We start from the raw sequence: 23,734 nt of genomic DNA, 5'->3' as shown, positions 1-23,734 counted from the left end.
ACAGCCAACCGGGAGGTGAGGCGATGGCCCAGGAAACGGAATCGCCGGCCAGGATGGCCTGGGCCCTCACCGGCTCCGGCCACTTCTTCGCGGAAACCCTGGAACTGATCGACAGCCTGGAAGGCCAGGTGGACATCTTCCTCAGCGGCGCCGGTGAGGAGGTCCTTCAGCAGTACGGATACGATCTCAAGGAGATCCGTGCCCGGCACCGGGTGTTCCGGGACAATGCGGCCAGCTCGCCCCCCGTGGGCCTCTTCTACTACGGGCATTACCACACCGTCGTCATCGCTCCCGCCACCTCCAACACGGTGGCCAAGTGCGTGTTCGGCATCTCCGACACTCTGGTGACCAATATCTTCGCCCAGGCGGGCAAGTGCCGGATCCCCAGCGTGGTGTTCGCCTGCGATTCGGCGCCCCATCACTGGACCGAGGCGCCCGGGGGTACGGTCAGCGTCTACCCGCGGCAGGTGGACCTGGAGAATACCGAGAAGCTGCGGGCCTTCGAGGCCACGGAGGTGGTTACCGATCTGGCCTCCCTGCAGTCCGCCGTGCGGGCGCGGGCCCGGACCGAGGACGCCCATGCCTGAGCACATCCTCTTCCTCACCGGGCGCCTGGCCGAAACCCATCTGGCCCGGGTCCTGGAGGAAATGGGCGAGATATCCTTCTCCTACGAGATCCGGCAGATCGGTCTCCAGGTGGCGGCCCTGATGACCTCGGACCAGATCCGGCGCCGGGTCAAGGATACCGGCGGGGCCGACCGGATCGTAGTGCCGGGGTGGTGCCGGGGCGATCTGGAAGCCCTGTCCGGGGAGCTCGGGGTGCCGGTGGAGCGGGGACCCAAGGAGGTGAAGGACCTTCCGTGGTATCTGGGCGGCGAGGAGGTGGAGCTGACGCTCTCGGAGCGCCCCGGGCTCCTGTTCGCCGAGATCACCGAAGCGCCCGACATGTCCGTGGACGCGATCCTGGCCCAGGCAGCCGGTTTCCGGGAGTCCGGGGCCGATGTGATTGACCTGGGGTGCCTTCCCGAATCAGAATTCCCGCACCTTGAGGAGGCCGTGGATCGGCTGCTCCGGGAGGGATACCGGGTCAGCGTGGACAGCCTGGAGGAAGAGGAGCTGGTCCGGGGGGCGCGGGCCGGGGCCGAATTCCTGGTCAGCCTGACCGAGGATACCCTCTGGCTGGTGGACGATTTCCCCCACTGCACCCCCATCCTCATCCCGAGGGAGCACGGGGACCTGGACTCCCTTGGGCGTGCCATCGTCGCCATGGAAGAGCGGGGACTGCCTTTTCTGGCGGATCCCATCCTGGATCCCTTCCCTTTCGGGATCATGGAATCCCTGGCGCGTTTCAACGAGATGCGGCGACGGTTTCCTGCGGTGGATCTGTTCATGGGGATCGGCAACGCGACCGAGCTCATGGACGCCGATACCGTGGGCCTGAACGCGCTGCTGACCGCGATCGCCCAGGAGCTGGCCCCGGTGCACCTCCTTACTACCCAGGTCAGCCCCCACTGCCGGCAGGCGGTCAAGGAAGCGAATCTGGGCGGCCGGCTGATGGCTACGGCGGCCCAGGCCAACACCCTGCCCAAAGGCCTCAATGCTTCCCTGCTGGTGCTGCGGGACCGTAGACCCTTCCCGTACTCCCGGGAAGAGATCGGCGCTCTGGCCGAGCAGGTTCGGGATCCAAGCTACCGGATCCAGACCAGCGAGGAAGGTATCCACATCTTCAATCGGGACGGGCTCCACACCGCCACCGATCCCTTCACCCTCTACCCGAAGCTCGGGGTGGAGGACGACGCCAGTCACGCCTTCTATCTCGGCGCCGAGCTGGCTCGCGCCCAGATCGCCTGGCAGCTGGGCAAGGCGTATCACCAGGACGAGCCTCTGGGCTGGGGAGGGCTCATTCCCCCGCCGGAGGACGAGAGTGACGAAACCTAGGCAGCGCATAAGGGAAGGGTGCCCCCTTGATCCGAGAATCCATCCTCACCACCCGGTTAGCCGACGGTGGTACCCATATCGCCCCCATGGGCGTGCATGAGCGGGAGGGGGGCTTCCTGGTGCTGCCGTTCCAGCCTTCGGCCACCCTGGACAACCTGCTGCGTGAGGGCTTCCTCGTCATCAACTTCACCGATGACGTGCGGGTGATCGCGGGCTGTCTCACCGGACGGCGCGATTGGCCCCTTACGCGCGCGGACCGGGTTCCGGTTCAAAGGCTGGAGAGCACCCTGAGCCACATGGAGCTCGCGGTGGAGCGGTATTATCCCGACGAGCAGCGCCCCGGGCTGTTCTGCCGTCCCGTGCATGTGGCCAACCACCAGCCTTTCATGGGCTTCAACCGGGCCCAGTGGTCCGTGGTGGAGGCCGCCATCCTGATAAGCCGCCTGCACATGCTGCCCATGGAGCGGGTGGATAGCGAGATGCAGTTCCTCAAGGTGGCCCTGGAAAAGACCGCCGGTGAGCGGGAATGGGAGGCCTGGGGGTGGCTGGAGGAAAAGGTGGCCGCATTCAAGGCGGAGAATCTGGAACAAGGGGAGCATTCGTGACCGGGCTGCTGGCGAGCGTCAAGAATCCGGAGGAAGCCCGTCAAGCTGCGGCCGGGGGCGCGGACCTGATCGATTTCAAGGATCCTGTCCGGGGGGCCCTGGGCGGGCTGCCCGGGGAGGTGATCGCCCGGGGGGTGGAAGCCGTGGCCGGGCGGAGACCGGCAAGCGCCACCGTGGGTGATCCGCCCATGGAGCCCGATCAATTGATGCCGGCGGTACGGGAGATCGCCGAAGCGGGCGTCGACCTGGTCAAGGTGGGGCTGGACGGGCCCGCCGACCTGACGCGCTCCGTCATAGATGCCCTGGTGCCGGCGGCGGAGGATGGCGTGGCGCTGGTGGCGGTGCTTTTTGCCGACCGGAGCCCGGATCTGGGGATCATCCCCGCGCTCGGCGCGGCCGGATTCCGGGGGGTCATGCTGGACACAGCGGGTAAGGGAGCCGGATCGCTGCCTGCGCACATGACGCAGCCGGAGCTCGCGGAGATGGTCGCCGAGGCGCGGAAGCAGGAGCTTCTCACCGGTCTGGCTGGCTCGCTGCGCGTCGCGGACATCCGTGATCTGCTGGTCCTGGAGCCGGATTTCCTCGGTTTCCGGGGTGCCCTGTGCGGCCAGGAGGGACGGGAGGGGATTCTCGATCCCGAGGCCCTGGCCGACGTCCGTTCGCGTATTCCGGCAAGTGAGGGTCTGCTGGGAAAGGCGTGCGCGGATGCGGAGGGCGCCGCGGCGCGGTGAGCCCGGTTTCAGAGTCCGGAGCAGGCCGGGAAACGGGCCAGGGAGGCGCCGAGCCGTTCGAAGGCGCGCAGGTAGTGCGGGAGGCGCCGGAAGAAGCCGTCGAAGTCCTCGATTCCGGAAGCCGTTGAGCGCCTCCAGTCCTGGTACATGGCCACCCACATCTCCTCTTCGTGAAGCCATCCTGCCTGGAAGGCCAGACGCAGGTAATGGAGGGGCGGCTGGCTCCCGGCTTCCTCCTCGCGGAGCTCCCCGCGAATGGCCTCACAGGCCAGATCGAAGCACTCTCGGAAGTGGGGCAGGAGGTGCGCCTCCTCCTTGGCCACCTCCGGGGACAGGAGGGCCTCCTCCAGGCGGTCCAGCGCGCACTCGAGGTCGGCCAGGGCCGGGTTCAAAGCTCCATCCCTTCCCGTTGCATCCGCTCGCGGCGCGCCGCTTCCGTCTGATCCAGATCCACCACATTGAAGGAATAGAGCGTATCCAGGGCTTCCACGCGCTCGCGGGCCCGGGATAGGGCGCGGGTGTCCAGGAGGCTCGGGCTCTCAATCGCCAGCTCGATGGGAGCGCCTGTTCGGGCTTCTCCGCGCGGCCAGGCGGAAAACCAGAGGATACGGGCCTCCATCCCGAGCTCCTTGCGCAGGGCTTGCGCGGCGTGCCGTGCCACGCTGCGCACTCGCTGAGGGATGACCGCTCCGGGTGCGGTGGCGATGGGGGCGTCTCCCATGGAAAAAACCTTCGGTTCCCGTGGGCCGTCCGGGTCGTAGGTGCCCTGCAACCGCCGGGAAGGACCATGGCAGTGAAATGGTCGTCCCGACCCCGCGGGGGGAAAGGAAGAGAGCCGCGAAATGGGGCCGGGGCGATCCTCGATTCAGGGTAAGCGGTCCCAAACGGCCCAGAAATCGACCCGATGGATTATCCAACTAGGCATAGGCCCTAAAGCCCGCTCTAGTATAAGGAAGGCCGCCGGATTTGGCCATATTCCGCCGCTCCGGGCCGCATCCCCTGCCCATTCGGAAGGAGCGGGCTGTTCCGGTATCCTGTGCGGCCCCTCATTTACCGGGAGCCATTTTCCGGCACAGGAGCAGCCGTGCGATTAACCCATTTCCATAATTCCTGGGCGCAATTGCTCGCCCTTGTCCTGGTCACCCTCCTGGTTATTCTCTTCGTGGAGATGTCCGGGGTGGCCCCGCAACGGGCGGAGGAGCCGGAGCCCGCCGTGGAACCAGATCTCCCCGATTTCACCCGGTTCAATGACGTATCAAAGCGGAAGGCCGAATTCTTCGGGTTTCTCCGGCCGGTCGCCCGGGCGGCCAACCGGGAGGTGGAAAAGCAGCGGACGCGCCTGAAACAGGCCGCGGCCCGGCTGGAGCAGGTGGGAAGCCTCCCGGATGGAGAATCGGGATGGATTCGCCGCATGGCCGAGCGCTACCGGGTTGCCGGCCGGGAAAAGTCGCAGCGGACGACCATCCAGGACCTGCTGAAGCGCGTGGATACTATTCCGGTTTCCCTGATCCTGGCTCAGGCGGCGAAGGAGTCCGCGTGGGGAACCTCGCGCTTCGCGCGGCAGGGGAATAACCTCTTCGGGGAGTGGTGCTTCAACCCGGGCTGCGGCCTGGTTCCGGCCCGCCGGGACGCGGGCAAGACCCACGAGGTGGAGCGGTTCGACACGGTCCGGGCATCCGTGGCGAGCTATATACACAATCTGAATAGCCATCCGCGCTATGAGGACCTCCGGGCGATCCGGGCGAGACAGCGCCGGTCCGGCGGCCCGGTTACGGGGTTCGCCCTTGCCGCGGGCCTGGACGGGTATTCCGCCCACGGCCAGGAATACGTGAAGTCCGTGCGCGCGATCATACGCCACAACGACCTGGGGCCCATGGCCAATGCAGATGCAGAGCAGAGCGAAGGATAATCTCCTGCACCGGATCGTCTTCCTCGGAGGGCTCCTCCTGGGGACCGGGGCCGCCGCTCCTGCGGCTGCGGACAACCACGCGGTGATCCTGGAGTACCACAATGTCTCCACGGAGACACCGCCGAGCACGAGCGTTACTCCAAAGGCCTTCGACCGCCACTTGGCCTTTCTCGAGGAGCAGGACTTCACCGTCTGGCCGCTTATCCGCATCCTGCGCCATCTGGACCAGGACAAGCCCCTCCCGGACAACACGGTGGCGCTGACCTTCGACGATGCCTATAAATCCGTCTACACCGAGGTTTTCCCGCGCCTCGAGCGGCGGGATTGGCCCTTCACCGTGTTCGTCAGCACGGGGTACATCGACAAGGGGTTCGGCAACTACATGAGCTGGGACCAGCTCCGGGAAGTTGCCGCGGGTGGCGCCCACCTGGGTAACCATAGCCGGTCCCATCCCCACCTGGTGCGGCGCAAGCCCGGAGAGGGAGAGCAGGCCTGGCGGCAGCGAATCCGCGAAGAGATCAACGGAGCGCAGAAACGGCTGGAGGCCGAAGTGGGCGATCCGGTCCCGGTGTTCGCCTATCCCTTCGGTGAATTCGCCCCCGACGTGGAGGCGGTGGTCGCGGAGCTCGGCTTCTATGGCGTGGGCCAGCAGTCGGGGGCCGTGGGGAAGGTCTCCAACCTGCGGGCGGCACCGAGATTCCCGGTGGCCACCGGCTATGACGACCTGGACAGCCTCGCCACCAAGCTGCGCAGCCGCCCCCTCGGGGCCACGGTGCTCGCTCCGGAGGACGGAATGCTCTCCGCAGGGACGCAGCGGCCGGAGCTGCGTATGCGGCTGGGGGACGGGCCCTACCGCCTGGGTGCCCTTGCCTGCTACGCCTCCGGCCAGGGCCGCATGGACGTGGACTGGATTGACCGGGCGGCGGGCGAGGTGGCCGTGCGTCCCCGCAAGCCTCTGTCCCCGGGGCGCACCAAGTACAACTGTACCGCCCCCTCCACGGAATCCGGCGGAGTCTTCTACTGGTTCAGCTTCCTCTGGATGAAGCCCAATCCCGACGGGAGCTGGTACCGGGAGTAGGTGGTCTTCCCAACTAGGGGACCGGCATCCGTTTCCGTTACACAGGGAATTCACCCCTGGTTCGGAAATGGATACCTTCATGGATGCCGGTTCCTCTTCCCGCTGGACGTCCCGACTCGCCCCCGTGGTGTCGTTGTCCGCCGCGCGCTCGGGCGGGGCGGGCCCTGAGGGTCGTGAAGAGCCCGGGCCGGAGCCCGCCGACAAGGTGCAGCCCGCCGAAGGGCCCGCCAAGCCTTCGGGAAGGGGCTTCTCCAATACCCTTGCAGAGCAGTATCTCGCCCGGGAGCGGCGCCGAATAGAGGCGCAGCGGGAACGGCACAAGCTGGAGGCCGGGGAGGACCCCGTTCAGCATCCCCATCCGGAAGCCCCGCCGGAGCCCGCTCCTGGTGGGCGTACCTACGAGTACGTGCGGGGCGCGGATGGGCGTTTCCACCTAGCGGTGGAGGCAAAGGCTCCGGCGGATTCGTCGCGACGCAGCCATCCGGAAGAATCGGGCACGCAGCAGGCAGCCGGTCAGGCGCCGGCCTCCTATTCCCCCGGGCGGGCTGATCGCCGGGCCGCCGCGAAGGCCTATCTGGCTGCCGCCGAGCCCGGAGACCGCGTTCATCGCGAATCACCCCCCTCCCCGCGGAACCTCCGGGGGGAAGCCGCCTATCAGCGCTGGGAATCGCCTACCGGCCCCCTGGAAATCCTGGGACGTTTCCTCAACCGCACCATCTGAATGGCCGCGCCCGTTTCGGGAAGAACCTTTCCGTCTCCCGGGAAAGCGCAGCGGCGTTGCCGGTCTAATTCCGAAATCCCTGAGGAATTCTCTTTGGAGAGCGCGGCATGAGCGGTCGGATCGTAACCCTTACTCCGAATCCCGTTATGGATATCCGGACCCGGGTCAGCCAGGTGGTCAGCGACAGGAAGCTCCGCTGTAGCGAGCCGGTTCGGCAGCCGGGAGGCGGGGGGCTCAATGTGGCCCGGACCATAAATTGGCTGGGCGGACGGGCATGCGCCTTGTTCCCCGCCGGGGGCGGTACCGGGGAGGACCTGCGACACTGCCTGGACACCGAGGGCGTGGCGTACGAGGCGATCCCCATCGCCGGTGAGACCCGGGAGAACATGATCGTGCTCGAGGAGAAGAGCGGGCACGAGTACCGTTTCGCCATGCCCGGGCCCGTCCTTTCCCAGGAGGAATGCGGGGCTCTCCTCGATCGCCTTCGCAGCCTGGATCCGCCCGTGGACTTCCTCGTGGCCAGCGGCAGCCTGCCGCCGGGGGCGCCGGAGGATTTCTTCGCCGAGGTGGTGCGGGTGGGAAACCAGCTGGGCGCCCGGGTGATCGTGGATACCCATGAGCGCCCCCTTTCTCACGTCGCGGTTCCGGATAGCGGCGTCTTCCTCCTCAAGCCCAACCGGGGGGAGCTGGAGCGGCTGACCGACCGAACCTTGTCCAGCGAGGAAGAGGAAGAGGCCGCGGCCCGGGAGCTCATCGCCGACCAGCAGGCCCGGGCGGTGGTGCTGTCGCGGGGTGCCAAGGGGGCCATGCTGCTGACCGCCGACCAGACCATCCGCTACCGCAGCCCGCCGGTCGGCGTGATAACCCGGGTGGGCGCAGGAGACAACCTGATCGCCGGCCTGGTCCACAAGCTTTCCCAGGGGGCTTCCCTGGCGGAGGCCGTCCACTTCGGGGTGGCCGTGGGGGCCGCGGCGGTGGCCAGCATCGGCACCGGTATCGGCGGATGGGTGGACCTGGAGGAATTCCTCCAGCAGACCGAGGTGGCCTGACCGGGGAGCTGTAAAGAAAAGCCGGAAAGGCCCGCCGGAGCAGTCCGTGGCGGGTCAGGGATCGGGCTCGCGAAGCGAGGGGGAGGACGATGGAGGAGGCACGAGGAAAACGACCCCGACTGTTGCTCCTGCTGGCCGTGGTCTCGCTATCCGGGCTTTCTCTCCCGGTCCGGAGCGCGAATCCCGATGCCGCAGTGGATCAGGGGCTGGAGGCCTACCGTTCCGGTGACTATCCGGAGGCCCGCAGGATCTGGCTGGAGGCCGCGGAAGCGGGGGCGGACCGGGCCCAGTTCGGGCTCGGGGCTCTATACGCCCGGCAAGGGCGTATAGAGCGGGCGCGAGAATGGTTCCGGAAGGCGGCTGAGCAGGGCAATCCGGCCGCTGCCTTCCGGCTAGCCCAGGCCTACGCCGAGGGGGACGGCGTGGAAGCCGAGCCCGAAAGGGCGAGGCATTGGTACCGGGTGGCAGCGCGCAATGGCCATCCCAACGCCTACACGGTGCTGGGTATCCGCTACCGGACCGGGGTGCCAGGGGACCAATCCCGGATGTTCGCGTTTTATCGCCAGGGGGCGGAGCACGGCTACGCCGATGCCCAGTTCAGCCTGGGCGGCTTTTATGCCGGCGGGCAAGGTGTGGAGGCGGATCCCCAGAAGGCGCTGACGCTTTACCGCAAGGCCGCACGCCAGGGGCACACCGAGGCCGCGCTGGTCCTCGGCGGCCTATACGAGGATGGCCGGGGTACGCCGAAGGATCCCGCCAAGGCGGCCGAATGGTATCGTGTCGCCGCGGAGCGCGGCAGCGTGCCGGCCCAGTTCTCCCTAGCAAAGCTGTATACCCGGGGCAAAGGCGTTCCGAAAGATGCACGGATCGCCTACCGCTGGTACCGGCTGGCCGCCGGGGAGCAGAGCGCCTTGCAGGTTTCCGCGAACAAGGGCGCCGAGGCGGTGGGCGAATCGCTGTCGGAGGGAGAGCGGGACCGTGCCCGGGAGTGGGTGCGTGGCTGGCACGCGGAAGGAATCTGGACACGGTAGCCCGAAGGCAGCGGGTGGAGTCTAGGGCGCCAGGCCGAGGAGGGCGCGGAGGCCTTCCGAGAGCACCTGGACAGAATCCATCCCACCGGCCATGTGGGCGACCCTGAGGATACCGCCAACGGCGTTCTCAACCGGCCTTCGGGTAGTCCCGCTTCATGACCGTTTCGGAGTCTGGTCATGGACGGAGGGTAAACCGCGCGCTGAGAACGGTGGGATTTCGCCTACCCGATCCTGCCCATTCCTTCGAGGGGGGTGATCCAGTACTCCAGGCCGGCCTGCGGAAAGTCCACCCGCAGGCCGGCGAGGATCTCCTCCGCGGCTTCCCGGGGAGTGCGTACCCGGACCAGCAGCTTGCGCTGGCTGCCGGTGACCTGCTCGCCGGCGGACATGGTCCCGGGATGCGCTCCGTAGTGATCGATCTGCTGGCTGGTGAAGGTGAGCGCCTCGTGGAAGGCAAGGAGCCAGTCCGTCAGGTTGTCCCGCAGCTCGGGCGGGGCCAACAGGGCGAGGATGCAGCTATCCATGGCGCGCCTCCTTGGGCTGGCCGAAGCGCCGGTAGAGCACCGGCAGCAGGAACAGGGTGAGCAGGGTGGAGGTGACCAGGCCGCCGATCACCACGATGGCCAGGGGCTTCTGCACCGAGGAGCCGGGCCCGGAGGCGAACAGCAGGGGCACCAGGCCCAGGGCGGCGATGCTCGCGGTCATCATCACCGGGCGCAGCCGGCGCCTGGCGCCTTCCTCCACTACCCGCGCCATGGGCAGGCCCAGGGCGTGGAGCTGGTTGAAGTAGGTCACCATCACCACCCCGTTGAGCACGGCGATGCCGAGCAGGGCGATGAAGCCCACCGAGGCCGGCACCGACAGGTAGGCCCCGGTGCCCCACAGGGCGAACACGCCGCCGATGAGGGCGAAAGGCACGTTGAGCAGCACCAGCACGGCCTGGCGCACCGAGCGGAAGGTGGTGAACAGCAGCACGAAGATCAGGCCGATGGCCACCGGCACCACGATGGAGAGGCGCTGGGCGGCGCGCTGCTGGTTCTCGAACTCGCCGCCCCAGGCCAGCCGGTAGCCGCGGGGCAGGTCCACCTGCTCGGCCACCGCCCGGCGCGCCTCCTCCACGAAGCCCACCAGGTCGCGGCCAGAGACGTTGGAGCGAACCACCGACAGGCGCGAGCCGGATTCCCGGTTCACCTTCACCGGCCCCTCGGAATTGCGCACCTCGGCCACGGCGGACAGGGGCACCAGCTCGCCGTCCGGCAGGGCGATGCGCAGGTTGGCGAAGTCGGCCGGAGACTTGCGGGTCTCCGGGCCGCCCCGGATCACCAGGGGGATGCGGCGCCGGCCCTGGTAGACCGTGCCCACCTCGGCGCCCTCCAGCTGCGCCTTGAGCAGGTCGGAGAGCGCCGCCACCGACAGGCCGAAGCGCCCGGCGGCCATGCGGTCCACGTCCACTTCCATGTACTGCAGGCCACTGTTGTCGGTGTAGTAGACGTCCTGGCTGCCGCGGATGCCCTTGAGCACGTCGGCGATGGCCGCCGATTTCTTATTCAGCACCTCCAGATCCGGGCCGAACAGCTTCACCGCCACGTCGCCGCGCACCCCGGTGAGCATCTCGGAGACCCGCATCTCGATGGGCTGGCTGAAGGAGAAGGCCACCCCGGGGAAGCCGCTCAGGACCTGGCGGAGGTGGTCGATGAGCGCGCCCTTGGTCTCCACGGTCCATTCCGAGCGCGGCTTGGTCTGCAGGAACATGTCCGTCTCGTTGAGCCCCATGGGGTCCATGCGCAGCTCGTCGGAGCCGGTGCGGGCCACCGCGCCGGTGACCTCGGGGACCTCCCGGATGAGGGCCTGCTCCACCCGCTGGTCAATGGCCAGGGAGTCCTCCAGGGAGATGGAGGGCAGCTTGGCCAGCTGTACCACCACCGTGCCCTCGTCCATGGTGGGCATGAAGGTCTTGCCCACCTGGGTGAAGGCCCCCAGGGTGGCCACCAGCAGCACCACCGCGCCGCCGGCCACCCAGCCGCCCCGGCGCAGGCTCCAGCGCAGGGCCGGGGCATAGCCGCGGTTGAGCTGGCGCACCAGCCATGGGTCTTGGTGGCTCACCTTGCCGATCAGGTAGCTGGCCAGCACCGGGATCACCGTCAGCGACAGCAGCAGAGAGCTGAGCAGGGCGAAGACGATGGTTGCCGCCACCGGGATGAACAGCTTGCCCTCCAGGCCCTGCAGGGTGAGCAGGGGCAGAAAGACGATGACGATTATGAGGATGCCGGAGGTCACCGGTACGGCCACCTCCTTCACCGCCCGGTACACCAGGTGCAGGCGCGGCAGTCGGCGGCGCCCGGAGCCGGCGCGCTCCAGATGGGCCACCACGTTCTCCACCACCACCACGGCGGCGTCCACCAGCATGCCGATGGCGATGGCCAGCCCGCCCAGGCTCATGAGGTTGGCGGAGAGGCCGAACCAGCCCATGAGGAGGAAAGTGGACAGGGCCGCCAGGGGCAGGATGAGGGCCACGGTCAGGGCTGCCCGGAGGTTGCCGAGCATGAGCACGAGCAGCACCAGCACCAGGATCACCGCCTCCTTCAGGGCGTCGGAGACCGTCTCCACCGCCCGGTCCACCAGGTGGCTGCGGTCATAGAATACATCCACCTGGACGCCTTCGGGGAGCTGGGGCTGGATCTCGGCCAGCTTCTCCTTCACCCCCGCCACCACCTTGCGGGCGTTGGCGCCGCGCAGGCCCAGCACCAGACCCTCCACGGCCTCGCCGGTGCCGTCGGCGGTGACCGCGCCGTAGCGGGTGAGGTTGCCGATGCGCACATCGGCCACGTCCTTGACCCGCACGGTTACGCCGTCTTTCCGGGTCACCACGATGTTGGCGAGGTCGGGCAGGTCGGCCACCTGGCCCTGGGTGCGCACCAGCAGGGTCTCCTCGCCGGCCACTAGGCGCCCGGCGCCGTCGTTGCGGTTGTTGGCCCGCAGGGCGGTGCGTAGCTGGGCCAGGGAGATGCCGCGGGCATTCATGCGGGCGTTGTCGGGGGTCACCTGGTAGGTGGCCGCCTTGCCGCCCAGGGCATTGACGTCGGCCACGCCGTCCACTGCGCGCAGGGCCGGGCGGATGGTCCAGTCCAGCAGGGTGCGCCGTTCGGTGAGCGACAGGTCGCCGCCGTGCACGGTGAACATGAACATCTCGCCGAGCGGCGTGGTGGCGGGGGCCATGCCGCCGCTGGCGTCGGGCGGCAGCCGGTCCCAGACCCCGGAAAGCCGCTCGGAGACCTGCTGGCGGGCCCAGTAGAGGTCGGTGCCCCCGGTGAAGTCCACGGTGATGACGGTGACCCCGTACTTGGCCACCGAGCGCAGCGTGTCCTGGTGGGGGATGCCGCGCATCTCCACGCTCACCGGCGCGGTGATGCGCTGGTCCACCTCCTCCGGGGTCATGCCCGGGGCCTTGATGATCACCTTCACCTGGGTGGTGGAGACGTCGGGGAAGGCGTCGATGGGCAGCGCCCGGAAGGCGGAAACGCCGGCCCCGGCGAGGACCACCACCGCCAGCAGGAGGAAGATGCGCTGGGTGAGGGCGAACTGGATCAGGCGGCCGAGCATTATTCACCCCCGCCGTAGCCGGACCAGGCGCCCTTGATGGCCGCCAGGCCGCTCACCGCGATCTCCTGACCCGCCCGGAGCGGCCCGCCCACCACCGCGTCGGCGCCGCGCTGGCCGTGCACAGTCACCGCCACGGGCAGGAAGCCCTGCGCGGCGCGCACGAACACCCACTGCTTACCCTGGTTGCGCACCACCGCGACCGTGGGCACGCGGAAGCGGGCCGTGCCGGCCCCCACCTCCAGGCGGGTCTCCACGAACTGCCCGGGCCGCAGGCAGTCCTCGCCGCCGGAGATGCGGGCGCGCACCGTCACCGTCTGGTTCTCCGCGGCGGCGGTGCGCCCCACCAGGGCCACGTGCGCCTTGCCGCTCGCGCAGGGCACGCTCACCGGCGCGCCTTTTTTCACGCCCTGGAGCCGGTCCACGGGCATGCGGATCTCCAGCCACAAAGGGTCGAGGCGCGCCACGCGGTAGAGGGGCTCGGCCTGCTTGAGGCGCTGGCCCACGCTGGCGGGCTTGTCCACCACCACGCCGTCCATGGGGGCGCGCACCTGCAGGTGGCCGGAGAGCTGCTGGGTCTGCTCCAGGCGTGCGATATCCGCCTGGGCCATGCCCGCGATCTGCAGGGCCTGGCGCTGGGCCTCCAGGTTGGCCTGGGCCTGCTGGAAGCGGCTGCTGGCCTCCTGGTAGCGGCGCTCGGGGATGATCCCCTCCTCGAAGAGCTGCTTGTCGCGGTCCCGCGCCGCCCATGCCAGCTCGCGGGCGGAATAAGCCTGGAGGAAGTCGCGCTGCATGCGCACCAGCTCGGGGCTGTGGATCTCCGCCAGCAGATCGCCGGCGGCCACCGCCTCCTCCTTGGCGGCGTGCAGGCCGGATACCAGGCCGCCCTGCGGGGCGCTCACCACCCGTTCCTGGCCGGGGGGGATGACCACGCGGGCGGGCAGGGAATCGGTCTGCACCTGGCTGCCCGCCACCACCTTGCCGGTGGCGATGCCGAGGCGCTGCATCTGTGCCTCGGTGAAGGCGATCTCGTGGGAGGCCTGGGCGGAGACCGACCAGGCTGCGATCAGGGCGATCAGGATTGGGCGGAACGGGGCCACGGGATTACTCCGGCTGCTTGGTTGAAACGGGCGATGGCGCGGTGCAGCTCCAGCTCGCGCCGGGCACGGTCACGGCGGGCGGCGGCGAACTTGTCCTGGACCTTGATGAGGTCGATGAGGTCGTACTCGCCGGCGTCGAAGGCCTTGCGGGCCAGCTTCAGGTTGTGGCGGGCCAGCCGCTCCCGCTTGCGGGCCTGGCGCAAGGTGCGCCGGGCGGTGACGATTCCCTGGCGGGCCTCCTCCCGGGTGCCGGTCACCTCGCGGCGCAGGCGGTCCAGCCGGCTCTGGGCCCGGGCCAGCTCCATGCGCACCGGGGCCTGCTTGGCCTCGCGCTGGGTGGACAAGCCGATGGGGATGTGCACCGCGGCCACCACGCCGTTGATGGCGGTGCCGTCGGCGGCCCGTTCCCGGCGCGCCCCCAGGGTCAGCGAGGGGTTGGCGGTGGCTTCCTTGCCGGCCCACCGCACCTTGGCACGCAGGCGGGCCACCTCCTGCTCGGCCCGGGCGAGGGTGGGATGCTCGGCGGGGAAGGGGGGCTCGTCGACGGGGGATTCCCGCCAGGTCTCGGGCACCCGGTCGAGCCCCGAGACGCGGCGATAATCCGCCCGTAGCACCCGCAGCCGGCCCTGCTGCTCTTCCAGCACGGTCTCTTTTTCCAGGACCCGCTCGCGGGCCAGCAGCAGGTCGGTACGGGCCAGGTCGCCGAGCTCCATTCGGCGGCGGACCTTCTCCGCGAGGGCCTTGGCCGTCTTCAGCTCGCGCCGGGCCAGTGCCACGCGGTTGCGCTGCAGTCCCAGGGCCCAAAGTCGGCTGCGCACGGCCCCGGCGGCCCGCAGACGGATGGAGCCCTGCGTGGCGTTGGCCAGTGCGCTGGTCCGCCGGGCGTATTCCCCCCGCGCCTCCCGTTGGCCAGGACGCCAGATGGGGATCTCCATTCCGGCCTCCCATTCCCGGTTGCCGTTGCCCGTCAGGAGCGTGTCGTTGTAGTGGGTCACGCCAATGGCCGGGTTGGCGGGCAGGAAGGCCGAGGAACGGCTCTTCAGGGCCTGGGCCTGGCTCTGCCGGGCCTGCGGCTGGTTGCCCTCCGGAAAGCGCTCCGTAGCGCGCTGTACCACCTCGCCCAGGCCCAGGCCGGGGTCGGTGGGCAGGGGCACGTAGGGGCCCTGACCGGGTGTGGATCCGTCACCGGAGGGGGCAGTGCCCCAAGCGGACCCCACGCCGAGCAGGAGAAGGGTAATGAAGGCGGTTCCGTTCCGTCGGACCGAGGGGGGTGACCAATGCGGTTTGGGCATGTGCTGCTCCGTCAGTCGGTTGCTGCGAAGCAGTCTAGGGGGTGCGGCTGAATCCTTCCTGAACGGACCGTTCAGGAAAGGGGCGGCAGGGTGACGCGGATGGCGAGGCCGCCGAGCTCCTCGGAGGCGGTAAAGGCCAGGGTGCCGTCGTAGGCGGTGACGATGTCCTGCACGATGGCGAGGCCGAGCCCGTGGCCGGTGGTGGACTCGTCGAGGCGGACTCCCCGCTCGGTGAGGCGGGGGCGGGCCTCCTCGGGGATACCGGGGCCGTCGTCCGCCACGGTGAAGTGCAGCCCCGGCTCCTCCTTGACCTGGAGCACGACCCGGCTTTGGGCCCACTTGCAGGCGTTGTCCAGCAGATTGCCGAACAGCTCCAGGAGATCCTCCCGGTCGCCGTGGTAGGACTTGCCCGGCGGGATTCGGGCCTCTATGGTCACCCCGCGCTCGGCGTGGATGCCCTCCAGGGCGCGGATTAAGCGGGGAATCTCGCGGTCGGCGACAAAGCGCTGGCCCGGGGAGCCTCCCGCCAGCCGGGCGCGCTTGAGCTCGCGGTCGATGAGCTCGCCGATAGTGCGGCTGGGCTCGAGGAGGTGCTCGTGCAAATCCGGGTCGGAGCGCACTTTGGGGTCATCTCCGAGCTGCGTCAGCCGGGTCAGGGGAGTCTTCAGGGCATGGGCGAGATTGCCCACCGCGTTCCGGGAGCGTTCCAGCCGGTTCCGCATGACCTCCACCAGTCGGTTGATCTCGGTTGCCAGGGGCCGGACCTCGGCGGGTACCTGCCTGCTCAACCTCTGCCGTTCGCCGGCCTCCATGGCCCGCAGCTCCCCTTGCAGGCGCCGTAGGGGCCGCATCCCCAGGGCGACGAGCACCCATTGGAGGGCCAGAAGGGCGGCGGCTATGCCCACGGAAACCAGGGTGTACCGCCATTGGAAGGCACGCAGGTCGGCGTTGAGGGAGGAAAGGTCTTCCGCCACCGTGAGCGTCAGGGACCGTCCCCCTTTGCGGAAGCCGGCGGAATAGACCAGCAGGGGCTGCCCGGCGGGGCCTTCCTTGTGCAGAAGGCGGCTTTCCCCGGGTGCTACCGGCTCGACGGGTAAGTCCGTATCCCACAGGGAACGAGAGGGCAGCCGCGCCCGGGAGGTCTGGATAGAGAAGTAATGGCCCGAAAAGGGCCGCAGGTAGACGGGGTCCAGGGTGCGCTCGGGAAGCTGGGGCCCTTGCTCCGTCCAGGTCAGATCGGCAAGCAGGGTCTCGGCATCGTGCTCCAGGCGCGAAGCCACGTAATCCTCGGCCGTGCTTCGGATGGCGCTGGTCACCAAGTAGTACTGCAGGCCGAGCAAAATGACCAGCGCCAGACTCAGGGAGAGGGTCAGCCGCGTCTTCAGGGAGATCATGGCTCGTTGGCCTGGAGCACATAGCCCTGGCCACGACGGGTCTGGATGCGCTCCTTGCCGATCTTGCCCCGCAAACGGCGCACATAGACCTCCAGCACGTTGCTGTCCTTGTCGGCGTCGTACTCGTAAGCGTGCTCGCTGAGGGTGCTTTTAGAGAGCACACGGCCCGGATTGAGCATGAAGTAGCGCAGCAGCCTGAATTCGGTGGCCGTAAGGCCGTGCACCGTGCCGTCGGGGGTACGCACGTTCTGTGCGTGCTCATCCAGAGTCAGGCCCGCTGCCCGGATCGGCCCCCCGGCCTGTCCGTGCCCGCGCCGTAGCAAAGCGCCGAGCCGGGCGAGCAGCTCCTCCATGTGGAAGGGCTTACCGAGGTAGTCGTCAGCACCGGCCTCGAAGCCTTCCACCCGTTCGAACCAGGCATTGCGCGCGGTGAGGATGAGCACCGGAACCCGGTTGGCCTGTGAGCGCCAGTTTTCGAGCACAGCCAGCCCGGAGCGCTCCGGTAGCCCCAGGTCCAGGATTACGGCATCGTAAGGCTCCTCACGACCCAGGTATTCCGCCTCTCCGCCATCGGAGGCGATGTCGGCGGCGTATCCGGATTTGCGCAAGGCGGTCTGAATCCGCTCCGCAAGCTCCGTATCATCCTCTACCACCAGGATCCGCATCTAATCCTCGGTCTCCGAAGAGCGCAGGGCTCCGGTTTCGGCGTTGAAGTAGAGCTCGCGAAAGGTCCCTCCGGAATCGATGAGCTCCACCTCGTACAGATGAAGTCCCTCCCGTTTTTGCAGCTCCACCTCCACCATCCGGGAATCGGGGAAGTGCTTCCTGGCCCTTGCCAGGATTTGCTCAAGCGGAAGAATCTTGCCCGCCTTCCGGAGCTCGCGGACGTGCCCGGTTTCCTCTCCCCCCGGCTCGGCCAGGGCTGCGGTGAGCAGCGCGCCACCCGTCAGCACGGCCAGCAGCAGATATATGGGAAATCTGGACACCGGTGCTCCTCCTATGGGACTCGTTTGCGGCCGCTGAACATGGCGCGCACCAAATTCTCCTTATGACGCCGGCTCGTGAATAAGACCCCGGCCACGTGCAGACCCACCAGGAACAGCGTCAGATCGGCGGCGAGATCGTGCCAAATCTCCAGCTGTTCGGCTTCCCCGCCGGGATGCTCGCTCTCGTGGCGCTCCCCGGCCTCGGTGGCCGCATAAGCGGGGGGCTGCGGAGCAACGGTTTGCTGCGCATACCAGCTACCCAGGGGGCCGCGATGGTCTTCGGCACCGTATAGCATTATCCCGGTAAGCGTGGTGAGGGCCAGGGCCGCCAGAAGCAGAACAACCATAATACCGCCCAGGGGGTTGTGCCCCAGGAATCGGGGCTCGTCGCCGCGGAATAGCCCCTGGATATAGCCCTTGAGAACGGCTGGAGCGGGGAGGAAGTCGGTGAATCGGGCGTGCCGGGTTCCGAAAAAGCCCCAGGCTATGCGGATCAGGACCAGGATCCCTACCAGGTAGCCGAGCCAGACATGAAGCTGCAAGGCTTCCTCGGCCAGAAAGTAGGCAAGCAGGAAAGCCGCGGCCACCATCCAATGGGACAGCCGGACCAAGGGGTCCCAGACGCGGACCGTTTCCTTCGGAAGTGCGTGGGTGCTCATGAACGGAGCCCTCCATGTTGGGTGTAGGAACATGGTAGGGCTCCGGACTGAAACGAAGCTGAATGAGGGAGGTTCGGGCGGGCCCGGCCGAACCGGAGGACCTCAGCCCGGCTGGGCGGAACCGGCCGCCGCGGCGCCGGAGGGCTCGCCCTCGTCCTGGGCCAGGAACCGCTGCTTCTGGCCCTGCCAGAACGCCCGCCACTGCAGACGAGCGGCATCCAGCAGATAGCGTACCCAGCCCGCCGAGGCCACCGTATCCTGGGCGAGGAGCGGGCGCCGGCTCAGCGATCGGCCTGCCAGGTCCACATGCAGCCATCCCACTTGCTCCTCCGCCTTCACCGGCGCGGTGAGCGGCGCGCGCAGCTCCGCCTTGAGCTGCACTTCCGAGGCGCTGTTGCGGGGTACGGTGACGTACAGGGAGTCGGCCAGGGTCAGGGCGAGGTTCTGCTTGGCGCCTTGCCAGATACGCGCCTGTTCAACGACTTCCCCCCGCGCGTACAGCTTCTTGGTCTCGTAGAACCGGAAGCCGTAGTTGATCAGCCCCTGCATGGCGTCGAAGCGCCGGTTGTCGGAGCGGGCGCCGAGGACCACCCCGATGAGCCGCATGCCGTCCCGCTTGGCGGTGCCGATCAGGTTGTAGCCGGCCTCTTTCGTGTGGCCCGTCTTGAGCCCGTCGGCGCCTTCCAAGCGCCAGAGGAGCCGGTTCCGGTTGCTCTGCTTGATGCCGTTGTGCGTGAGGGCGCGCTGACTGAACATCTTCAGGTACTGCGGAAAATCGTTCAGTACGGCCTGGGCGAGCAGGGCCAGATCCTGAGCGGTGGCATGCATTTCCGGGTCGGGCATGCCCGCCGGTCCGGTATAGTGGGTATTCTCCATGCCCAGCTCCCGGGCCTTCCGGTTCATCATGCGCACAAAGGTGTCCTTGCCCCCGCCGACGAATTCGGCAAGGGCCAGGGCGGCGTCATTGCCGCTCTGGACCACCAGGCCGTGCAGCAGCTTCTCCACCGCCACCCGCTCGCCCACCTTGAGGAACATCTGCGAGCCCTTTACCTCCCAGACCTCCTTGCTGATTCGGACCTTCTCGTCCAGGCGCACCTGGCCGTCTTTCACCGCCTGAAAGGTGAGATAGGCCGTCATGAGCTTGGCCAGGCTGGCGGGAGGGTGCTTCCTGTCGGGGTTCTGGCTGGCCAGGATCCGGCCCGATTGGGCGTCCATGAGAAAAGCCGCCTTGGCTCCCACGTTCGGGGGGGCGGGAACGGAAGCCGCGTGGCTCCAGGCGGAAAGCAAGAAGAACAAGAGCAGCGCGATGGAAAGTCGGCTCATGGGTGTATCGGATAGGAAATTTGATGCCGGATCCTGCATGGTTCCCCCCATTTGGCGGTCCGTTTGCAACAAAAGGTTGCCCCATGGGAAGGCGAAGGGCAAGGCCGATCTGCGTGCTTTCCCTATCTGGAGTACGGGATGTTCCTGTCTGGGGGGCAGGGAGCTCGGGGAATAGGTTTTTTGCGAGAAGGAGTTACCGGCTTTTCTTCCTTCTCGGCCGTGCCCGGTTATCCTTGTCGAAGGGAGCGGTGCCGCATCCACGGATGGAGGCGCGCATGCCCCTCGTGCTCGTTTCCCATGTAGCCCAACAACTCCGGAGTAGCTCATGCGTGGCCTGATGCGCACCCTCATTACCGGACTGGTTACTTTGATTCCCGCCGCGGCGACCATCTATCTCCTCTACTGGCTGGGCGCGGCGGCCGAGACCATGCTGGCCGGCCTGGTGCAGGCGAGCCCGCTAACGGGCGTCTATTTCCCCGGTCTCGGGGTGGCGGCAGGGCTGGTAATCGCCCTGCTGGTGGGCGCCATGATGCAGAACGTCCTGGCTCGACAGGTCATCGCCGGCGTGGAGGGCGTATTCGTCCGCATCCCCGTGGTGAAATCCATATACGGGAGCCTGCGAGACTTCATGGGCTACTTTTCCGGAAGCCAGAGGGAGGAGCTTGGACAGGTGGTGGCGGTAACCCTGGGGGAGAGCGGTATCCGCGCGGTGGGCTTTCTGACGCGGGAGGCGCCGCCACGGGCCCTGGTCGGCGCGGATGGGGAAGCACAGGTGGTGGTTTATGTCCCGCTGGGCTTCCAGATCGGCGGACACACGCTTGTCCTGCCCAGACAGTACGTGGAGCCGCTGGCCATGTCCTTCGAGGACGCCATGCGCTTCTCGCTGACGGCGGGAATCGGGAAGCCCGGTAAATGAGGGCCCCGGACGCTAACCCGGATCGTTGTCCAGGTCCTGGGTGTCCATCTGATCACGTCCGGCCGCCTTGCACCGGTAAACGGCCTTGTCCGCCTCGGCCAGCATGCGCTCCAGGAGGTAATGGGAATCCAGGTCCGGCAGGTCTCCCGGGGACAGGACGGTAAGCCCCACGCTCACGCTTATGGAGAATTCCCGGCCGTCCTCGGACTGCCACTGAAAGCTTCGGATGTCCCGCCGGATGCGCTCTCCCAGGCATTGCGCTCCTTCCGTGCCGGTACCCGGCAGGACGAGCACGAATTCCTCGCCGCCCATGCGGGCGAGTATGTCGCCCTCCCGGGTCTGTTCGCGGAAATAGGCGGCGATTTCCTTCAGCACGCGGTCGCCGGCGGCGTGCCCGTACTGGTCGTTGACCGTCTTGAAATGGTCCAGGTCAAGCAGCATCAGGGACAGCGGGATCCGGTAGCGCTGCGCCTTGGCGATCTCGGCGGCCGCGGCGGAGAACAGGAAGCGGCGGTTATGGATCCGGGTCAGGTCGTCGATGATGGCCAACTGCTCGAAGCGGCGCTTGAGCCGCTCGGCCTCTCCGAGGGCCTCCTCGAGCTCCATGGTCCGCTCCTGGACATGGGCTTCCATGGCGTGCACCAGACGGTGGTTGGCCAGCATATAGCCCAGCATGGTGGAGAATACCTGCAGCAGGTGCTCGTGCCAGGGAGCGAAAGCCTCGGGAGCGGGATGGGAGACATTCAGCACCCCCAGGGGCTGGCCGAGGTGGAAGATGGGGGTGCAGATCAGGGAGCCTACGCTGTTATCACCGTCCCAGGACCGGAAACGGGTATCCTCGGCGCAGTTCGAGCAATGCTGGAGCTGTCCCGTTTGCACGGCCAGACCCATGAGTCCCGAATCGGCGGAGTAGGCGGTGGTCCCCCGGGACGGAGATCCCTCCGGGAAACCCGGATTGTCCGGTGCGGTCTCTTCCCGGGACAGTCCGGAGTAATTGATGAGCTCGCGGCCCTGCAGGAGGAAAACCGAGGACCGTTCCAGGTCCTGATACTCGGCTAGGGTATGGAGAGCCTGGTCCAGCAGGGTCTCCTCGTCATTGGCCTGGGGGTCCAGGTCGATGAGGGAGCGCAGCGCCGAAAGAGACTCCAGCAGATTGGTGAATTGATGGCGCAGTTCCGAGGCGGCTTCGGCGAAAGGGGCTGAATCCACGAGCCATCCATTAACTGAGGGATTGGGCCTGCTCCCGGAGCTTGTCCCGGTGCTCCAGAAGCTCCACTACGACTTCGCGCCATTCCTCCCGGGGAACGCAGAGCCAGTCGGGAACCGTCAGGGTGACCCGTTCGGCGCGCTTCGCCCGGGAGGCGAGCAGGCGATCCACCTGGTTCCGGGAAAAGCCCACGAGGCCGACCACGCTGCTCGAATTCGTCGGTGGGCTCTGCGGATAGCCTGAGATGGTATCCACCACCAGCGCGGGCAAGTGCCACCGCTGGGCCAGCCAGGCTCCCGCCTGGGCGTGATCGATCCCGAGACGCTCCTGCTCCGCTGCGCGCAGGACGGCATCGTCGGGGGCATTGGCCTCTTTCAGGACGGCATCCATGTCTCCGGGGAACAGGTGCACCAGGAGAAGCAGACCCAGGTTGTGCAAGAGCCCAGCTAGGAAGGCGTCCTCCGGGTCCACCTGCTCCCCCCCTGCGCGCGCTCCGCCGGATCGGGCGCAATGGGCGGTAAGCAGGGCCCGGAACCAGTAGTCTTCCAGCTGGAAGGACGGACAGGCCTGCGTGTTGAACGCCCGGTTGAGTATGATGGAAAGGATGAGGCTGGTAACCGTGCGCAGGCCGAGCACGCCGAAAATGGCCCGGTCGAGGGTCCGGACATTGCCTCGCGTGCCGAAGTAGGCGGAGTTCGCCCACCCCATCACCCGCGCGGTAAGACCCGGATCCTGCTCGACGATGACGCGGAGGCGCTCCACCTCGTTGTCGTCGTCGGCCTGCAGGACCATAAGCAGCTCCGCGGCTACATTCGGAAGAGGAGGAAGCTCCTGGGTTTCCAGGATCTTCTGCCTCGCAGAAGCTGACCTTGCTTCCATGCACTCCTCCACGGGTATTATCCCGCAATCCACGAAAATGGCTGCGGATACCGGATTCCGGGCCGCAAACCGTTTTCAGCCAAAAAACCGGCACATTCTGATTCGTGCCCGGGTCTGGTTCAAGGGGTTTAGTGTGCTCTCCACACTCTTGCTTCCCGGGATTTGGCCAAACAAAACCCTAACCCAGAAAGGGGATACGGTAAATGGAATACCTCACAAACGTGCCGATTCCCCGGGGGACGGGGATAGTCAGCATGTAGAAGGGTGGCGAGGGCGCCGGGGCGCCCTCAAGCTACACGGTTGCGGCTTTCTCCCCGCCCGAAGGCCTCGATGTTGGCGGCTAGCTCTTCCACCATCCGCTGTCGAGCCTCCCGGCTTGCCCAGGCGACATGGGGCGTCAGGATCAAATTGGGGATATCCGGAGCCAGCAGGGGGTGATCGGGGGGCGGCGGCTCCCGGGTAAGCACGTCCACCCCGGCACCGCCGAGGCGCCCCGCGCGGAGCGCCTCGGCCAGGGCCGGTTCGTCCACGATACCGCCCCGCGCTGTATTGATAAGCAGGGCGTGGTCGGGCAGCCGCTCCAGCTCGCCGGCCCCCAGCAGCCCCTCGGTCTCCGGGGTCAGCGGGCAGTGAAGCGTGAGCACGTCGACTTCGGGAAGCAGGCGACCGAGCGCCACCCGTTCAGGACGGTCCGGTCGACCGGGGATTTGCGCCACGCGCACCCGCATGCCGAAGGCCTCGGCAACATGGGCCACGTTGCTTCCCAGCTCTCCGTGGCCGACCACCCCCAGGGTGCGGCCGGCCAGCTCCCGGATGGGGAAATCGAGCAGACAGAAATGGGGGCTTTCCGCCCACCGCCCGGATCGCACGGACTGTTCGTAATCGGAAAGCCGGGTGGTCAGGGCCAGCATAAGACTGAATACATGCTGCACCACGGACGGGGTGGCGTAGCGAACCACGTTGGCGACGGCCACATCCCGTTCCCGGGCGGCCGCCAGGTCCACGTTGTTGGTGCCCGTGGCGGCGATGCAGACCAGCCTGAGCCCCCCGGCATTCCGGAGCACTCTCGCGTCCAGGGGCACTTTGTTGGTGACCACGACCTCCGCCCCGGCGATCCGCTCGGGGACCTGATCGGGTCTGGTTTCGCCGAAGAAGGTCCAGTCCGCCGAGCAGGCCTCCAGGGCCCGACGGTCCAGGTCTCCCGGATCGAGGGAATCGGTGTCCAGGAATACTGCCCGCATGACAAGTCGCTCCTTCCCGGGGGAACGGGGATTCGTCCGGATGGGGGCCCGCAAGCCCGGGCGATAGGGACCCAACGG

General features: G+C 67.6%; 24 protein-coding genes. 10 read left to right on the top strand and 14 right to left on the bottom strand.

Translation table 11 applies throughout. The features are described from left to right. The first annotated feature begins 23 nt into the window (after positions 1-23). Genes ACERLL_RS10115 through ACERLL_RS10100 form a run of 4 tightly spaced genes read left to right on the top strand, consistent with a single transcriptional unit; the run spans position 24 to position 3,274 of the window. Entirely contained in the window at positions 24-587 is a 564-nt protein-coding gene (locus ACERLL_RS10115) for a flavoprotein (RefSeq protein WP_373655966.1), read from the top strand. Further along, the gene (locus ACERLL_RS10110) at positions 580-1,938 is read left to right on the top strand and encodes a DUF6513 domain-containing protein (RefSeq protein ID WP_373655965.1); all 1,359 of its coding nucleotides are present in this window, start codon (positions 580-582) and stop codon (positions 1,936-1,938) included. The genes ACERLL_RS10115 and ACERLL_RS10110 overlap by 8 nt, the downstream gene beginning before the upstream one ends. 26 nt (positions 1,939-1,964) lie before the next feature. Next, on the top strand, positions 1,965-2,543 hold the full coding sequence (locus tag ACERLL_RS10105) for a DUF447 domain-containing protein (protein WP_373655964.1): 579 nt from the start codon (positions 1,965-1,967) through the stop codon (positions 2,541-2,543). Then, positions 2,540-3,274: a (5-formylfuran-3-yl)methyl phosphate synthase gene (locus ACERLL_RS10100; RefSeq protein ID WP_373655963.1), complete on the top strand. Its 735-nt coding sequence runs from the start codon at positions 2,540-2,542 to the stop codon at positions 3,272-3,274. The genes ACERLL_RS10105 and ACERLL_RS10100 overlap by 4 nt, the downstream gene beginning before the upstream one ends. Positions 3,275-3,282: 8 nt before the next feature. On the opposite strand, the gene ACERLL_RS10095 is transcribed toward ACERLL_RS10100, so the two are convergent. Together ACERLL_RS10095 and ACERLL_RS10090 are read right to left on the bottom strand one after the other, a co-directional pair. Further along, on the bottom strand, positions 3,283-3,666 hold the full coding sequence (locus ACERLL_RS10095) for a hypothetical protein (RefSeq protein WP_373655962.1): 384 nt from the start codon (positions 3,664-3,666) through the stop codon (positions 3,283-3,285). Beyond that, positions 3,663-3,995, bottom strand: a complete 333-nt coding sequence (locus tag ACERLL_RS10090) for a nucleotidyltransferase domain-containing protein (protein WP_373655961.1) — start codon at positions 3,993-3,995, stop codon at positions 3,663-3,665. Before ACERLL_RS10090 ends, ACERLL_RS10095 begins: the two co-directional genes overlap by 4 nt. A gap of 363 nt (positions 3,996-4,358) precedes the next feature. Here ACERLL_RS10090 and ACERLL_RS10085 point away from each other — a divergent pair, with 363 nt between their 5' ends. From ACERLL_RS10085 to ACERLL_RS10065, 5 genes are all read left to right on the top strand, one after another. Then, positions 4,359-5,183: a glucosaminidase domain-containing protein gene (locus ACERLL_RS10085; RefSeq protein WP_373655960.1), complete on the top strand. Its 825-nt coding sequence runs from the start codon at positions 4,359-4,361 to the stop codon at positions 5,181-5,183. Continuing rightward, a complete protein-coding gene (locus ACERLL_RS10080) occupies positions 5,155-6,261 on the top strand; it encodes a polysaccharide deacetylase family protein (RefSeq protein WP_373655959.1) in 1,107 nt (368 codons plus the stop codon). Before ACERLL_RS10085 ends, ACERLL_RS10080 begins: the two co-directional genes overlap by 29 nt. 79 nt (positions 6,262-6,340) lie before the next feature. Then, complete coding sequence (locus tag ACERLL_RS10075; protein WP_373655958.1) at positions 6,341-6,982, top strand: hypothetical protein; 642 nt, start codon at positions 6,341-6,343, stop codon at positions 6,980-6,982. A 107-nt stretch (positions 6,983-7,089) separates the two neighbouring features. Next, positions 7,090-8,031: a 1-phosphofructokinase family hexose kinase gene (locus ACERLL_RS10070; RefSeq protein ID WP_373655957.1), complete on the top strand. Its 942-nt coding sequence runs from the start codon at positions 7,090-7,092 to the stop codon at positions 8,029-8,031. Between the two features lie 89 nt (positions 8,032-8,120). Beyond that, positions 8,121-9,062: a tetratricopeptide repeat protein gene (locus ACERLL_RS10065; protein ID WP_373655956.1), complete on the top strand. Its 942-nt coding sequence runs from the start codon at positions 8,121-8,123 to the stop codon at positions 9,060-9,062. Between the two features lie 221 nt (positions 9,063-9,283). Here ACERLL_RS10065 and ACERLL_RS10060 read toward each other — a convergent pair whose 3' ends face one another. The 9 genes from ACERLL_RS10060 to ACERLL_RS10020 form a co-directional block, all read right to left on the bottom strand. Then, a complete protein-coding gene (locus ACERLL_RS10060) occupies positions 9,284-9,586 on the bottom strand; it encodes a DUF3240 family protein (RefSeq protein ID WP_373655955.1) in 303 nt (100 codons plus the stop codon). Next, positions 9,579-12,662: an efflux RND transporter permease subunit gene (locus tag ACERLL_RS10055; RefSeq protein ID WP_373655954.1), complete on the bottom strand. Its 3,084-nt coding sequence runs from the start codon at positions 12,660-12,662 to the stop codon at positions 9,579-9,581. The genes ACERLL_RS10060 and ACERLL_RS10055 overlap by 8 nt, the downstream gene beginning before the upstream one ends. After that, on the bottom strand, positions 12,662-13,759 hold the full coding sequence (locus ACERLL_RS10050; RefSeq protein ID WP_373655953.1) for an efflux RND transporter periplasmic adaptor subunit: 1,098 nt from the start codon (positions 13,757-13,759) through the stop codon (positions 12,662-12,664). Before ACERLL_RS10050 ends, ACERLL_RS10055 begins: the two co-directional genes overlap by 1 nt. Then, positions 13,735-15,051, bottom strand: a complete 1,317-nt coding sequence (locus ACERLL_RS10045) for a TolC family protein (RefSeq protein WP_373655952.1) — start codon at positions 15,049-15,051, stop codon at positions 13,735-13,737. The genes ACERLL_RS10050 and ACERLL_RS10045 overlap by 25 nt, the downstream gene beginning before the upstream one ends. A 71-nt stretch (positions 15,052-15,122) precedes the next feature. Then, positions 15,123-16,445, bottom strand: coding sequence for an ATP-binding protein (locus ACERLL_RS10040; protein ID WP_373655951.1), 1,323 nt, complete (start codon positions 16,443-16,445; stop codon positions 15,123-15,125). Continuing rightward, entirely contained in the window at positions 16,442-17,110 is a 669-nt protein-coding gene (locus ACERLL_RS10035; RefSeq protein ID WP_373655950.1) for a response regulator transcription factor, read from the bottom strand. Before ACERLL_RS10035 ends, ACERLL_RS10040 begins: the two co-directional genes overlap by 4 nt. Beyond that, positions 17,111-17,431: a PepSY domain-containing protein gene (locus ACERLL_RS10030; RefSeq protein WP_373655949.1), complete on the bottom strand. Its 321-nt coding sequence runs from the start codon at positions 17,429-17,431 to the stop codon at positions 17,111-17,113. An 11-nt stretch (positions 17,432-17,442) separates the two neighbouring features. Further along, complete coding sequence (locus tag ACERLL_RS10025; RefSeq protein ID WP_373655948.1) at positions 17,443-18,090, bottom strand: cytochrome b/b6 domain-containing protein; 648 nt, start codon at positions 18,088-18,090, stop codon at positions 17,443-17,445. A 102-nt stretch (positions 18,091-18,192) separates the two neighbouring features. Then, the gene (locus ACERLL_RS10020) at positions 18,193-19,413 is read right to left on the bottom strand and encodes a D-alanyl-D-alanine carboxypeptidase family protein (RefSeq protein ID WP_373655947.1); all 1,221 of its coding nucleotides are present in this window, start codon (positions 19,411-19,413) and stop codon (positions 18,193-18,195) included. A 325-nt stretch (positions 19,414-19,738) separates the two neighbouring features. On the opposite strand from ACERLL_RS10020, the gene ACERLL_RS10015 reads away from it, so the two are divergent. Next, positions 19,739-20,329 (top strand): DUF502 domain-containing protein, encoded by a 591-nt coding sequence (locus ACERLL_RS10015; RefSeq protein ID WP_373655946.1) that lies wholly within the window; start codon positions 19,739-19,741, stop codon positions 20,327-20,329. A 12-nt stretch (positions 20,330-20,341) separates the two neighbouring features. Here the strand turns inward: ACERLL_RS10015 and ACERLL_RS10010 are convergent, their stop codons facing one another. From ACERLL_RS10010 to ACERLL_RS10000, 3 genes are all read right to left on the bottom strand, one after another. After that, positions 20,342-21,538: a diguanylate cyclase gene (locus ACERLL_RS10010; protein WP_373655945.1), complete on the bottom strand. Its 1,197-nt coding sequence runs from the start codon at positions 21,536-21,538 to the stop codon at positions 20,342-20,344. Between the two features lie 10 nt (positions 21,539-21,548). Further along, complete coding sequence (locus ACERLL_RS10005) at positions 21,549-22,415, bottom strand: HDOD domain-containing protein (RefSeq protein ID WP_373655944.1); 867 nt, start codon at positions 22,413-22,415, stop codon at positions 21,549-21,551. 287 nt (positions 22,416-22,702) lie between these two features. Beyond that, entirely contained in the window at positions 22,703-23,656 is a 954-nt protein-coding gene (locus ACERLL_RS10000; RefSeq protein ID WP_373655943.1) for a 2-hydroxyacid dehydrogenase, read from the bottom strand. Positions 23,657-23,734 lie beyond the last annotated feature (78 nt).

Source organism: Thiohalorhabdus sp. Cl-TMA (assembly GCF_041821045.1).
GTDB classification, from domain to species: Bacteria; Pseudomonadota; Gammaproteobacteria; order Thiohalorhabdales; family Thiohalorhabdaceae; genus Thiohalorhabdus; species Thiohalorhabdus methylotropha.
Note: the sequence above shows the minus strand (reverse complement) of the source record. Positions and strands in the feature narration are given on the sequence as shown.